General features: G+C 71.8%; 11 protein-coding genes. 5 read left to right on the top strand and 6 right to left on the bottom strand.

The window, feature by feature from the left end; genetic code table 11:
* Positions 1–295 precede the first annotated feature (295 nt).
* The 4 genes from LG388_RS04730 to msrA form a co-directional block, all read right to left on the bottom strand.
* Positions 296–1,264, bottom strand: coding sequence for an AEC family transporter (locus tag LG388_RS04730; RefSeq protein WP_225781662.1), 969 nt, complete (start codon positions 1,262–1,264; stop codon positions 296–298).
* A 115-nt stretch (positions 1,265–1,379) separates the two neighbouring features.
* Positions 1,380–3,599 carry a TonB-dependent receptor domain-containing protein gene (locus LG388_RS04725; RefSeq protein ID WP_225781661.1) on the bottom strand — a complete coding sequence of 740 codons (2,220 nt, stop codon included), beginning with the start codon at positions 3,597–3,599 and terminating at the stop codon, positions 1,380–1,382.
* Between the two features lie 157 nt (positions 3,600–3,756).
* Positions 3,757–4,221 (bottom strand): hypothetical protein, encoded by a 465-nt coding sequence (locus LG388_RS04720; RefSeq protein ID WP_225781660.1) that lies wholly within the window; start codon positions 4,219–4,221, stop codon positions 3,757–3,759.
* Positions 4,222–4,246: 25 nt separating this feature from the next.
* Positions 4,247–4,801 carry a peptide-methionine (S)-S-oxide reductase MsrA gene (msrA, locus tag LG388_RS04715; protein ID WP_225781659.1) on the bottom strand — a complete coding sequence of 185 codons (555 nt, stop codon included), beginning with the start codon at positions 4,799–4,801 and terminating at the stop codon, positions 4,247–4,249.
* A 180-nt stretch (positions 4,802–4,981) separates the two neighbouring features.
* Between msrA and LG388_RS04710 the strand changes: the two genes are divergently transcribed.
* The 4 genes from LG388_RS04710 to LG388_RS04695 are packed head-to-tail and all read left to right on the top strand — an operon-like array spanning position 4,982 to position 8,140.
* Positions 4,982–5,668, top strand: a complete 687-nt coding sequence (locus tag LG388_RS04710) for a TetR/AcrR family transcriptional regulator (protein WP_225781658.1) — start codon at positions 4,982–4,984, stop codon at positions 5,666–5,668.
* A gap of 42 nt (positions 5,669–5,710) precedes the next feature.
* Complete coding sequence (locus LG388_RS04705; protein ID WP_225781657.1) at positions 5,711–6,388, top strand: protein-L-isoaspartate O-methyltransferase; 678 nt, start codon at positions 5,711–5,713, stop codon at positions 6,386–6,388.
* Positions 6,389–6,408: 20 nt separating this feature from the next.
* Entirely contained in the window at positions 6,409–6,750 is a 342-nt protein-coding gene (locus LG388_RS04700; protein ID WP_225781656.1) for a rhodanese-like domain-containing protein, read from the top strand.
* A gap of 28 nt (positions 6,751–6,778) precedes the next feature.
* On the top strand, positions 6,779–8,140 hold the full coding sequence (locus LG388_RS04695) for a TolC family outer membrane protein (RefSeq protein WP_225781655.1): 1,362 nt from the start codon (positions 6,779–6,781) through the stop codon (positions 8,138–8,140).
* Between the two features lie 49 nt (positions 8,141–8,189).
* Here the strand turns inward: LG388_RS04695 and LG388_RS04690 are convergent, their stop codons facing one another.
* Positions 8,190–9,593, bottom strand: a complete 1,404-nt coding sequence (locus LG388_RS04690) for a 3-deoxy-D-manno-octulosonic acid transferase (protein ID WP_225781827.1) — start codon at positions 9,591–9,593, stop codon at positions 8,190–8,192.
* A 121-nt stretch (positions 9,594–9,714) separates the two neighbouring features.
* Positions 9,715–11,097: a phosphomannomutase/phosphoglucomutase gene (locus LG388_RS04685; protein ID WP_225781654.1), complete on the bottom strand. Its 1,383-nt coding sequence runs from the start codon at positions 11,095–11,097 to the stop codon at positions 9,715–9,717.
* Positions 11,098–11,383: 286 nt separating this feature from the next.
* Between LG388_RS04685 and LG388_RS04680 the strand changes: the two genes are divergently transcribed.
* Entirely contained in the window at positions 11,384–12,895 is a 1,512-nt protein-coding gene (locus LG388_RS04680; RefSeq protein WP_225781653.1) for an AlkA N-terminal domain-containing protein, read from the top strand.
* Positions 12,896–12,948: the final 53 nt, after the last annotated feature.

Genomic DNA, 12,948 nt, shown 5'->3' with positions numbered 1-12,948 from the left:
CGCCGAACCGTCGCACTGGCCTGCCCCCGCGGCGCATGTCAGCAGTCCCGCTGCGCGCACGCCGCCGCACGGCTGCGCGCCGCCCGGCCCGGCACCGCGCGGGCGCCGGAAGCGGGAGGGCGGCAACACGCCAGCCAGACAGCGGGACGAATCCGGTCACACATCGGCAACGAATGTAAATGCCCGGCTGGCCGTCGTCGTCCTGTCAAACGGCCATGGCAGCGCCCTGCTCCACCCTCCAAACGGCATAGAAGGGCGTGCCTGCCAAACGGGCTGGCTCAGGGACGGGGCTGGCTCAGATCAGCGCGCGCACCGCCACCAGCGTGAGCGACACCGTGGCCAGGCCCAGCAGGGTCGAGACCACCACGCTGGCGGTCGTCAGGGCCTCGGCGCTGCGGTAGCGCTGCGAGAACAGGAACACGTTGGCGCCGATGGGCAACGCGGCCGTGAGCACCATCACCGCCAGCGGCAGGCCGCGCACGCCGAACAGCCAGGCGATGGCGGCCACCATCAGCGGGTGGATCAGGTTCTTGACCGCAGCCTGGACCAGCGCGCCGCGCAGGTGCTCGCCCACGCGGGTCCAGGCCAGCGTGATGCCGACCATCACCAGCGCCAGGGGGCTGAAGGCCTGGCCCAGCAGGGCCAGCGGCTTGTCGATGAGTTCGGGCAGGCCCCAGCCGGTCTGGCCGTAGAGCAGGCCCGCAAGGATGGGCAGCGGCACCGGATGGATGATGGCGTTGCGCAGGGCCCGCGCCACCGCGCGCAGCATGGCGCGGCGCTGGCCATGCGCGGCGCCGCCCGCGTGCTGCGCATGGGCCTGCTCGCGCGCCGTGGCCAGCTCCAGCACCACGGTGGCGCCGGTCATGAGTACCAGCGAATGCAGCGACACCAGGGTCAGCAGCACCACCATGCCCGCGTCGCCGAAAGCCAGGCCGACCAGCGGCAGGCCGATCATCACGGTGTTGCTGAAGGTATTGGCCAGCGCCAGCACGGCGCCGGTGCGGTTGAAGCCGCGCCAGGCCAGCGAGGCACAGAAGATCAGCACCGAAGCCGCGAAATACGCGGCCACCGGCTTGAACTGGAGTTCCTCCACACGCACCAGGCTCATGGTGCGAAACAAGAGGGCCGGCGCCAGCAGCAGGAAGATGAGGTTGGACAGGTCCTTCACGGCCGCCGCGCCCACCCATTTCTGCCGCCCGGTGAAGTAGCCCGCGGCGATCAGCAGGACCACCGGCAGCAGGGACGAAAGAACCAGGGAATTCACCGGGCGAGCATACCCGCCGGTAGAACGCGGGCCGACCGCCCGGCGCCATGAAGGCACGGGACGGTCGGCGCTTCAGGCCGTGCGCAGCGGCATGCGCGCCCGGCCGGTCGCGGCCTCAGAAACTGACGCGCGCGCCCACGGTCACGCTGCGGCCGCGCAGCGGCGCCGCGTCCTTGATGAAGGAGGTGTGGGCAAAGGCCAGCTTGTCGGTCAGGTTGTCGGCGCGCACGTAGAACAGCGTGTCCAGGCGCTGCACCTTCATGCGGTAGCTCGCGCCCAGGTTCAGCACCGTGTAGCCGGGCGTCACGCTCTCGTAGTCCGCAACGCGGCGCTGGGCCGCGGTGCGCACCACCTCGCCCCAGGCGCTGAAGCCCTGGTAGTTGCCGTCCAGCCGCACGCCCACACGCTGGGCGGGGATGCGCGGCAGGTTGCGGTTGCCACCCGCGTCGGCGTCCAGCTTGGCGCGCACGTAGTCGCCGAACACCGTCACGCCCGCATGCCGGCCCAGTTGCTGGCGCAGCTTGGCCTCGACGCCGGTGAAGGTCGCATCGCGCTGCGCGTACTCGATGAGCTGGAAGCGCTCGTACGCGTCCAGCGTGTTCGCGTAGATGTAGTTCTTCACGCGGTTGTGGAAGCCCGTGACCGAGAAGGTGGTGTCGCCCGTGGTCTTGGCCAGCGTCAGGTCGATGTTGCGCGAAGTCTCCTTGCGCAGCTGGTCGTTGCCCAGCTCGTAGGTGCTGGTCGCCATGTGGATGCCGTTGGCGTACAGCTCCTCGGCCGTGGGCAGACGGCTGCTGTGCGAGAAGGTGCCGCCCAGCGACCAGCCCGGCTGGAAGCGCCATTGCGCCCCGGTCGAGAACGAGGTGCCGCGGTGCTTCGTGTCGCGCTGCGTGAGCGAGTCCACGTCGATGCTTTGCCATTCGTGGCGCAGCGCGGCGTCCACACGCAGGTCGCCGAAGCGCTTTTCCTCCAGCACGAAGAGCGCGTGGCGCCGGGTGTCGGTGGGCGCCACGTAGGCTTCTTCGCCCTGCGCGCTGAAGCGCCGCTGCGAGCCCTGCCAGCCGATCAGGCCGCGCCAGCCGGCGATGGGCTGGTGCTCCAGCTCGATGCGGCCTTCGTGCGCCTTGTTGCGGAAGGTGGTGCTGACCTCGCTGCCCTCGATCTCGTCATGCTTGTAGCGCGTGACGGCGGCGCGCACGCGGGCCCGCGTGAAGCCGGGCAACGGGTCCAGGTACTCGCCGCGCAGGTCGACGCGCTCGGTGCGCAGCTTCACCCACGGGCTGCCATGGGCGTGGTCGTCGTGGTCATGGTCGTGCTCGTCAGCGTGCGCATGCACTTCCTCGTGTCCGTGCTCGTCGGCGTGCTCATGCTCGTCGTGCGCATGCTCCTCTTCCCCATGGCCGTGGCCGTGGTCGTCGTGGCCGCCGCAGTGCAGGTGCGTGCCGTGCGGGTGGCAGCCCTCGTACGCGTGGCTGTGGCCCGGCAGGCCGTAGCGCGCGCGTTGCGTGCTGTAGGCCAGGCCGATGTAGCCGCGCGCGCCCACCCAGGAGAGGCCCGCGGAGAAGCTGTCGTTGGCGCTGTCGCTGCCCGGCACTTTGTCGCCGCCCGCCCAGTGCTTGCCGACGCGGTAGTCCTTGGCCTCGCGGCGCGAGCCTTCGAGGTGCAGGATCAGGTGGTCGGTCAAGGCCGAAGTGATGTCGAAAGCGGCGGCCGCCTCGCGCGCGCCGCTGCGGCCCTGCAGCTCCACGCTGCCCTCGAAGCCGTTCTCGGGCCGGCGCGTGGGAATGCGGTTGTCCAGCACGTTGACCACGCCGCCCACGGCGCCGCCCCCGTGGATCAGCGCCGACGGGCCGCGCAGCACCTCGACCTGCCGCGCCAGCAGCGGCTCGGACGTGACCGCGTGGTCGGGGCTGATGGTGGAAGCGTCATGGATCTCCACGCCGTCGGCCAGCAATTTCACGCGCGGGCCGTCCATGCCGCGGATGATGGGCCGGCTGGCGCCGGCGCCGAAATGCGAGGCGCTCACGCCGGGCTCGCCGGCCAGCGTGTCGCCCAGGTTGGCGCCGCGGCGCAGCACCAGCGCATCGCCTTCGAGCACGCTCACGGGCGTGCTCATGTCGTCTTCGCCCAGGTTCAGGCCGCTGGCCGACACCGTGACCGGCGCCAGCGTGGGAATGGCCGGATCGGCCACGGCCTGCGACCACGCCGGCTGCAGCAGGGAGAGCACGGCGGCGGCCACGGCGCCCTGGCGGGGGCGCACAGGCAGCACCAGGGACGTGGACAGGCGACGGAAGGCAGCAGCGCGCGCAGCGCCGCGAGGGGAACGGGAGGACATGGTCTTCTTGCAAATCAGGATGCGCGCGCCGACGCCGCCGCAAGGGCAGCGCGCCGGGGCGCAGAAAGGGGTCAGCCGTGCGCCCTGAAGGCCGGCGGCGCACCACGCAGGCGCACCGGCGCGGCGCCTCAGGCGCCACGCATCGCACGGTGAAGAATCAGAGGGGGAAGACGAAGGCGCAGGGCGGGCCGCGCGCGTCGAAGAGCGCCACCCAGCGGGCGATGAAGTCGCCCGCGCGCGTGCGCAGTTGCGCCATCGGCAACTGCAGGGGCAGCACGACCGGCGGCACACCGGTCAGGGCCGGGTCGCCGCTCAACTGGTCGTACAAGCGGCATTCGGCATCGCTGTGCACGCCGAAGAGGCTGTCAAGCCAGCCGTGGGCATGCGGATGAGCCGCCTCGTTCAGGCCCTGCGTCGATATTCGGCTCAGGCCGTGGCTGTGCGCCTGAGTGCCGACACCCGGCTGCGCTGCGGCCTGCAGCGCGGCCAGTCCGGGCGCATGTACCACCCGGTGCATCTGGCCCAGCGTGCCCGAAAAGCACAGCGCCAGCACCAGCCAGCCCGCCCACAGGCGCAGGCGCTGCGGGCGGATGCGTGAGGCGAAACGCGAGGCGTCGGGCATGGAAGAAGAAGCGGAAGCGGCGTGCTCAGCGCTTCAAGTGTGCCGCGAAGGTCTGCTGGAACTTCTGCACTTTCGGTCCGACCACGAAGGCGCAATAGCCCTGGTCCGGATGGTTCAGGAAGTAGTCCTGGTGGTAGGCCTCGGCCGGCCAGTAGTTGGCCAGCGGCACCACTTCGGTCACGATGGGCCGGCCCGCGTACACGCCGCTGGCGGCCATCTCGGCGATCAGCGCCTGCGCTTCCTGCGTCTGCGCGTCGTTCACGGTGTAGATGCCGCTGCGGTACTGCGTGCCCACGTCGTTGCCCTGGCGGTTGAGCGTGGTCGGGTCGTGCACGGCGAAGAAGATCTCGAGCAGCTGGCGCAGGCTGATGCGTGCGGGGTCGAAGCGCAGCTTGACCACTTCCACATGGCCCGTGGTGCCCGAGCACACCTGCTCGTACGTGGGCCGGTGCACATGGCCGTTGCAGTAGCCCGACTCCACGTCCACCACGCCCTCCACGCGGTCGAAGACCGCTTCGGTGCACCAGAAGCAGCCGCCGCCCAGCACCAGGGTGTCCAGGGAATCGTTGTCGAGGGCCATGCGGGTGCTCCGAGTGAGGACGTTACGGCACGGTCTGCCGCGCGAAAGGGCGACATTGTGCCGGGTTGACGCATGCGCCGCGCTTTGGCACATTACTAACCCGCGAGTCATTAAGAGACCGGCCCGTCCCGGTCGGCTGCCCGCCCGCCTTTTTCCGCGCCCCGAGTTCATTGCGCTTCCATGCCCGACCGCCCGATCAGCCACCTGCTGTGCCCCCTGCGCGCCAAGCGTGCGCGGCGCAAGGAAGCGCGCCCGGGCGAGCTGCTGCAGGCGGCGCTGGACCTGTTCGTGGACAAGGGCTTCGCCGCCACGCGCGTGGAGGAAGTGGCCGCGCGCGCAGGCGTCTCCAAAGGCACCCTCTTCCTCTATTTCAAGACCAAGGAAGAGCTGTTCCAGGCCGTGGTCAAGCACAACATCGCGGGCCTGTTCGCGCAATGGGAGCAGGAATTCGTCGACTTCGAAGGCAGCACGCCCGACATGCTGCGCTACTGCATGCGCACCTGGTGGGAGCGCGTGGGGCTCACCCAGGCCTCGGGCATCACCAAGCTGATCCTGGCCGAGGGCCGCAACTTCCCGGAGCTGGCCGAGTTCTACCGCCGCGAGGTGGTGCGCCCGGGCCAGGCGCTGATCCGCCGCATGCTCGAGCGCGGCGTGGCGCGCGGCGAATTCGAGATCGCCGACATCGACCACACCCTCTATGCCGTGATCGCGCCCATGCTCTTCCTGATGCTGTGGCGCCATTCGGCCAACGCCTGCGTCGACACCGAACTCGACCCCGAGCGCTACCTGCAGGCCCTGTCCGACACCGTGCTGCGCGGGCTGTGCACCCCGGCGGCACGCGGGCAGCCGCCTTCCTGCGCCTCCTAGAATGAGGGGTTTGCCCCTATCACCGTCCGTTTCGAGAACGCCATGAACGCCCCCACCAGTCCTGAAGCCCTGCGCTTCAACATGATCGAGCAGCAGATCCGCCCCTGGAACGTGCTGGAGCCGCAGATCCTGGACCTCCTGTCGGTGGTGCGCCGCGAAGACTATGTGCCCGCCGTCCATCGCTCGATGGCTTTCTTCGACATGGAACTGCCGCTGGGCGACGGCCGCGATCCCGGCCAGTGCATGCTCTCGCCCAAGGTGGAAGCGCGCATCCTGCAGGACCTGCAGGTCAAGCCCACCGACACCGTGCTCGAGATCGGCACCGGCTCCGGCTACATGGCCGCCCTGCTGGCACATCGCGCGGCCAGGGTGCTGACGCTGGAGATCGACGAGAAGCTGGCGAAGCAAGCCGCCCAGACGCTGCGCGCCAACGGCGTCGGCAACGTGGAGGTGCGCCACGCCGACGGCGCAAAGCCGCTGGCCAGCGGCCCGACCTTCGACGTGATCGTGCTCAGCGGCTCGGTGGCGCGCGTGCCGCAGAACCTGCTGGGTTCGCTGAACAACGGCGGCCGCCTGGCCGCCATCGTGGGCGAGGAACCCATGATGCGCGCCCACTTCGTCACCCGCCTGTCCGAAGGCAAGTGGGAAACGCAGCAGCCCTGGGACACCGTGGCCCCGCGCCTGCTGAACTTCCCCGAGCCCTCGCGCTTCAGTTTCTGATTCCTCCTCGCGCGCACACCATGATCGACCAAGTCCGCCCTTCCGACCTTGCGGCCTGGTTCGCCCAGGACGGCGATGCCGCGCCCGTGCTGCTGGACGTGCGCGAACCCTGGGAGCGCCAGACCGCCAGCGTGAGCCCCGGCGGCTGCACGCTGGTGGCGATTCCCATGCACGAGATTCCCGCGCGGCTGGCCGAGCTGGACGCCGACGGGCAGCGCATCGCCTGCCTGTGCCACCACGGCGGCCGCAGCCAGCAGGTGGCCCTGTTCCTGCAGCACCACGGCTTCGCGCAGGTGGCCAACGTGGCGGGCGGCATCGATGCCTGGTCGCTCACGGTGGACCCGGCCGTGCCGCGCTACTGAAGCGCTTCCCTTCTTCGCCGATCCCGCCATGCAACTGTTCCTGCACACCGGCAGGTGCGCCTTGCGCGCCCTGGCTGCGGCCGCGAGCCTGGCCCTGCTGCCCGCGCAGGCCCAGAGCCTGGTCGATCTGTACGAGGCGGCGCGCGTCCATGACGCCACCTACCAGGGCGCGCTCGCACAGGCCGACGCCACGCGCGCCCGCGGCGCCCAGGCGCGCGCCGCGGTGCTGCCCCAGGTGGGGCTGGCCGCCGGCGTGTCGCGCACCGAAGCCGACGTGCGGGCCGACGCGGGCAAGGCCGCCCGCGACTTCAGCACGCAGCAGGTGGGCATCCAGGCCACGCAGCCGATCTACCGGCCCGCCAACTGGGCCACGCGCAGCCAGGGCGAGCGCCAGGCCGAGATCGCACAGGCCCAGCTGCAGACCGCCGAGCAGGACCTGATCGTGCGGCTGGCCCAGGCCTACTTCGACGTGCTGGGCGCGCGCGACACGCTGACGCTGGTGCGCGCGCAGAAGGCCGCCGTGGCCGAGCAGCTGGCCGCCGCGCGCCGCAACTTCGAGCTGGGCAACGCGACCATCACCGACACGCACGAGGCCCAGGCCCGCCACGACCTGGTGGCCGCGCAGGAGATCGCCGCCGGCAACGACCTGCAGGTCAAGCAGCTGGCGCTGGACGAGCTGACCGGCCGCAGCACGCTGCCCTGGCCGCTGGCGCAGCCCGTGGCCCTGCCCGCGCTGGCGCCGGCCGAACTGCAGCCCTGGCTGGCCCAGGCCGAAGCCGCGCATCCGGCGCTGGTGCAGGCGCAGCTGGCGCGCGAGATCGCCCGCCTCGAAGTCGACAAGGCCCGCGCTGGCCATCTGCCCACGCTGGACGCCACGCTGGGCTACCAGGTGGTCAACAACCCGCAGGGCATGATCGACACCCCGCTGCGCACGCGCGTGCATGCGGCGCAGGCGGGGCTGCAGCTCAACGTGCCCCTGTTCGCCGGCTTCGCGACCGAGAACCGCATCAAGGAAGCCCTGGCGCTGGAAAGCCAGGCCCAGGCCCAGCTCGACGACACGCGCCGCCGCCTCACCCAGGCCACCCGCACGGCCTGGCTGGGCCTGCAGGCGGGCACCAGCCAGGTCCGGGCGCTGGAAGCGGCCGAGGCCTCGAGCCAGAGCGCGCTGGACGCCAACCGCCTGGGCTACCAGGTGGGCGTGCGCATCAACATCGACGTGCTCAACGCGCAGAGCCAGCTCTTCCAGACCAAGCGCGACCTCGCCCTGGCGCGCTACAACCTGCTGCTGGGCCAACTGAAACTGCGGCAAGCCAACGGCTCGCTCACGGCCGCCGACCTGCCGGCGGTCAACGCAGCGCTGGCGGCGCCGGCCGCGGGCACCCCACGCTGAGAGCGGCGGTGTTCGCAGGAGGCACCGCCGCCATGATGGCGGCATGCGCTCAATCCAGCCGCGGCTCGACGCGCGAAGCGGCCCCGCCATTCGGCATTGGCGCGCCGGGCTCCGCGGGCAAGGGCGCCGGCACGGTCTCGTGCGGCACGTCGGGGATCACCGGCTCCGGCCGCTGCTGCACCAGCGTCAGCAAGGCATGCACCGTGCGTTCGGCCGCGCCGCGGTGGCTGCCCGCGAAGAGCTGCGCGGCCTGCACCATGCCGCCATGGCGCGACTTGTCGGCCACCAGCGCCAGCGCATGGGCCACGGCCTGCTGCAGGTCGTCCACGCGCATCGCGGCGCCGCCCTGCAGGGCCAGTTCGGCCGCCTCGGCGAAATTGAAGGTCGAGGGCCCCAGGATCAGCGGGCAGCCGCAGGCCGCCGCCTCGATCAGGTTCTGGCCCCCCAGCGGCGCGAAGCTGCCGCCCAGCAGCGCCACCTGCGCCATGCCGTAGTACAGCGCCATCTCGCCCAGCGAGTCGCCGAGCCAGACCTCGTTCTCGCGCGGCGTGCCGTCGGCCGTGCTGCGGCGCGCGCAGGCAAAGCCCATGGATTCGATCAGCGCCGCCACTTCGTCGAAGCGCTGCGGATGGCGCGGCACGATCATCCACTGCACGTCGCAGGCGCGCAGGCGCGGGGCGCCGCGCGTGGCCCCGCGCAAGGTCTCGCTGGGCGCCACCACCCAGTAATGCTTGATCGCTTCCAGCAGCTGGCGCTCCTCGCCCTCGCGCGAGCTGGCGAACACGATCACGGGCCGGTCGATGCGCGCGCGCAGCGCCTCGGCATGGGCCAGCTGGCGCGCGTCGGGCGCCGCGTCGAACTTGAGGTTGCCGAACACGCCGCCCAGCTTGGCGCCCAGCGACACCAGCCGGTGCGCGTCGGCCTCGCTCTGCGCCCACACGGCCGCCAGCGCGGCATAGGCCGGCCGCGCCAGCCAGGCCATGCGCTCGGCCCGGGCCAGCGAGCGCGCGTTGAGCCGCGCGTTGGCCAGCGTGAGCGGGATGCCGCGCTCGGCGCAGGCGGCCGTCAGCTCGGGCCAGACCTCGGTTTCCATCAGCACGCCCACGCGCGGGCGGAAGCGGTCCAGGAAGCGGCCCACGGCCTGCGGCGTGTCCCAGGGCTGCCAGACCTGCAGGTCGCCTGCCTGGAGCAGCTTGGCGCCCTCTTCCCGTCCCGTGGCCGTGCCATGGGTCAGCAGGATGGGCACGCCCGGCAGCTGGCGGCGCAGCTCGGCGATCAGGACGCCGGCGGCGCGCGTCTCGCCCAGCGACACGGCGTGGATCCAGCACCAGTCGGTGCCCGACAGCGCCGGGTCATAGAGGCCGAAGCGCTCTTCCACGGCCACGGCATAGCCGGGCTCGGCCTTGGCGCGGCGGCGCAGCTTGCGCCGCAACAGCGGCTGCGCCATGCGCATGAACAGGCCATACAGGCGCAGCGAAATCGAACGACCACTCACGCTTCAACGATCCCTGGCGCGGCCGGACCGCCGCACCGCTTCACTGTGACACTCCACGCACCGGCCCGTGCCGTTTCCCTCAATGCGCGGCCTCGCCCAGCACGGCGTCGGGCTTGACCGACTTCAGCAGGGCGGTCATGGTGGCCTCGATGCGCGCCAGCGCGGCCTGCGAATGGCCTTCGAAGCGCAGCACCAGCACCGGCGTGGTGTTGGACGCGCGGATCAGGCCGAAGCCGTCCGGCCAGTCCACGCGGATGCCGTCGATGGTCGAGACCTGCGCCGGCGCGTCGAACTTCGCCGTCTTCTGCAGCTGTTCGACCAGCGCATGCGGCTCGCCCTCGGCGCACTTGACGTTGATCTCGGGCGTGGAAAAGCTGGTGGGCAGCGCGTTCAGCACGGCGCTCGCATTGGCGCTGCCCGAGAGGATCTCCAGCAGGCGGCAGCCGGCGTAGGTGCCGTCGTCGAAGCCGAACCAGCGCTCCTTGAAGAAGATGTGGCCGCTCATCTCGCCGCCCAGCGGCGAATCGACTTCCTTCATCTTCGCCTTGATCAGCGAGTGGCCGGTCTTGTAGATCATGGGCACGCCGCCCGCGGCCTCGATGGCGGGCGCCAGACGCTGCGAGCATTTCACGTCGTAGACGATGGTGCCGCCCGGCACGCGCTTGAGCACGTCTTGCGCGAACAGCATCATCTGGCGGTCAGGGAAGATGTTCTGCCCGTCCTTGGTCACGATGCCCAGGCGGTCGCCGTCGCCGTCGAAGGCCAGGCCCAGTTCGGCATCCCCGCTTTGCAGGGCCGCGATCAGGTCCTTGAGGTTGTCGGGCTTGCTCGGGTCGGGGTGATGGTTGGGAAAGTTGCCGTCCACCTCGCTGAACAGCTCCGTCACTTCGCAGCCGATGGCGCGGAAGATCGCCGGCGCAGACGCACCGGCGATGCCGTTGCCCGAATCGACCACGATCTTGAGCGGGCGCTGCAGCTTGATGTCGCCCACGATGCGCTCCACGTACGCGGGCATCACGTCGACCTGGCGCACGCTGCCGCCTTCGGCCAGCACGGCGCTGCCGTCCTCCATGACGCGGCGCAGGGCCTGGATCTCGTCGCCGTAGATCGCGCGGCCGGCCATCACCATCTTGAAGCCGTTGTAGTCCTTCGGGTTGTGGCTGCCCGTGACCTGGATGCCGCTGGTGGCCAGGGTGCTGGCCGCGAAGTACAGCATGGGCGTGGTCACGGCACCGATGTCGATCACTTCGATGCCCGTGGCCACCAGCCCGCGCATCAGCGCCTCGGCCAGCGCCGGCCCCGACAGACGGCCGTCGCGGCCCACGGCCACGGCCCGCTCGCCGGCCGCGCGCGCGGCGCTGCCGAAGGCCCGGCCCAGCGCCTCGGCCACTTCGGTGTCGAGCGTGGCGGGCACCACGCCCCGGATGTCGTAGGCCTTGAAGATGCTGGGACTCAGTTGCATGAATTTTCTCGGGGTGGGATGGCCGAAGCGCCGGGCGGCGCGCGGGGCGACGGGCGCCGGCGCTCGCGGCAGGAACTGCGCGGCATTGTAGGCACCGGCCCCTGGGCGGGCCGCGTCGGACAGGGGGCCTAAATCCGCGCGAGGGCGGGGCGGGAAATGGCGCAGAAAGCGCCACGACCGCCCCTTTCGACGATCGGCAGCGGCCGGCGGACCCTCTGTGGGGCCACGCGCAGTCGCATGTCCGGAAATGGCACAGCCACTGCCTCGCGGGCACCTAAGATGCCTCATGGCCCTTGCTCCCGCTCCCATCGACGCTACGGATGGCGACGCCTGTTACCTTGCGATGAAAACGCACGATGCGCGTTTCGACGGCGCCTTCTTCACCGCCGTGACCTCGACCGGCATCTACTGCCGGCCCGTGTGCCGCGTGAAGCTGCCGCGGCGCGAGAACTGCCGCTTCTACCGCCACGCGGCGCAGGCCGAAGCGGCGGGCTTTCGCCCCTGCCTGCGCTGCCGGCCCGAGCTGGCCCCGCGTGCCAGCGCCGCCCTGGCGGCGGCCTGGAGCACCGAAGACGCTTCCCGCACGCTGGCGCTGCAGGCCGCCCGGCTGATGGACGAACCCGAGGCCTGGGCCGAGGAAGGCCGTGCGCCGGGCGCGGCTGCGGTGGCGCAGCGCCTGGGCGTGAGCGACCGCCACCTGCGCCGCATCTTCGAGGCGCAGTTCGGCGTCTCGCCGCTGCAGTACCTGCTCACGCGGCGGCTGCTGGCGGCCAAGCAGTTGCTGGCCGACACGCGGCTGCCCATGGCCGAAGTGGCGCGCGCCGCCGGCTTCGGCAGCGCCCGGCGCTTCCATGCCGCCTTCGCCCAGCACTACGGCCTGAGCCCGGGCGCGCTGCGGCGCGCCGCGCCGGCAGGCAGCGCGTCCCCGGGCGCGGGCCACCTCGAGGTCCGGCTGGCCTGGCGGCCGCCTTATGACGTGGCCGCCATGCAGGGCTTCCTGGCCCGGCGCGCGCTGCCGGGCGCCGAGCAGCCGGCCGCCGACGGCCCCGGCCTGCAGCGCACGCTGCGCCTCACGCATGCCGGGCAGACGCACACCGGCTGGCTGCAGCTGCGCTTCGAGGCCGAAGCGGCCCGCGTGCGGCTGCAGCTGTCCGAATCGCTGGCGCCTGCGCTGCCCGTGCTGATCGCGCGCGTGCGCGGCTGGCTGGACCTGGACGCCGACCCGCAGCCCATCCATGCCGTGCTGGGCGCCGACTTCCCGGCCGGCGAAGGCCTGCGCGTGCCGGGCGCGCTGGACGGCTTCGAGCTGGCCGTGCGCGCCGTGCTGGGCCAGCAGATCACCGTCGCGGCCGCGCGCACGCTGGGCGGGCGGCTGGTGCAGGCGCTGGGCGAGCCCCTCGCCACGCCCTTCGCGGGGCTGGACCGGCTCTTTCCCACGCCCACCGCGCTGGCCGGCGCCGACCCGGACCTGCTGGGCGGCCTGGGCATCGTGCGCCAGCGCCAGGCCGCGATGCAGGCCCTGGCGCGCGAGACGCTGGCAGGCCGCCTGCCGCTGCACCCGGGCGCCGACCCGGTGCGCACCTGTGCCGCCCTGCAGGCCCTGCCCGGCATCGGCGACTGGACGGCGCAGTACATTGCCATGCGCGCGCTGCGCTGGCCCGACGCCTTCCCCTCCGGAGACATTGCCCTGCAGAAGGCGCTGGGCGTGACCAGCGCCCGCGCGGCCGCCGACGCCTCGCAAGCCTGGCGGCCGTGGCGCAGCTACGCGGTGCTGCGGGCCTGGCACGCGGCGGCCTGAGGGCGGCGCTGCCACCGCCCGCGGCGGCGCGGCGCAGCCCCGGCATGAGGTCA

This window comes from Xenophilus sp. Marseille-Q4582 (assembly GCF_916700565.1).
GTDB lineage: Bacteria > Pseudomonadota > Gammaproteobacteria > Burkholderiales > Burkholderiaceae_C > Xenophilus.
This window is presented reverse-complemented; position numbering and strand designations above follow the sequence as displayed.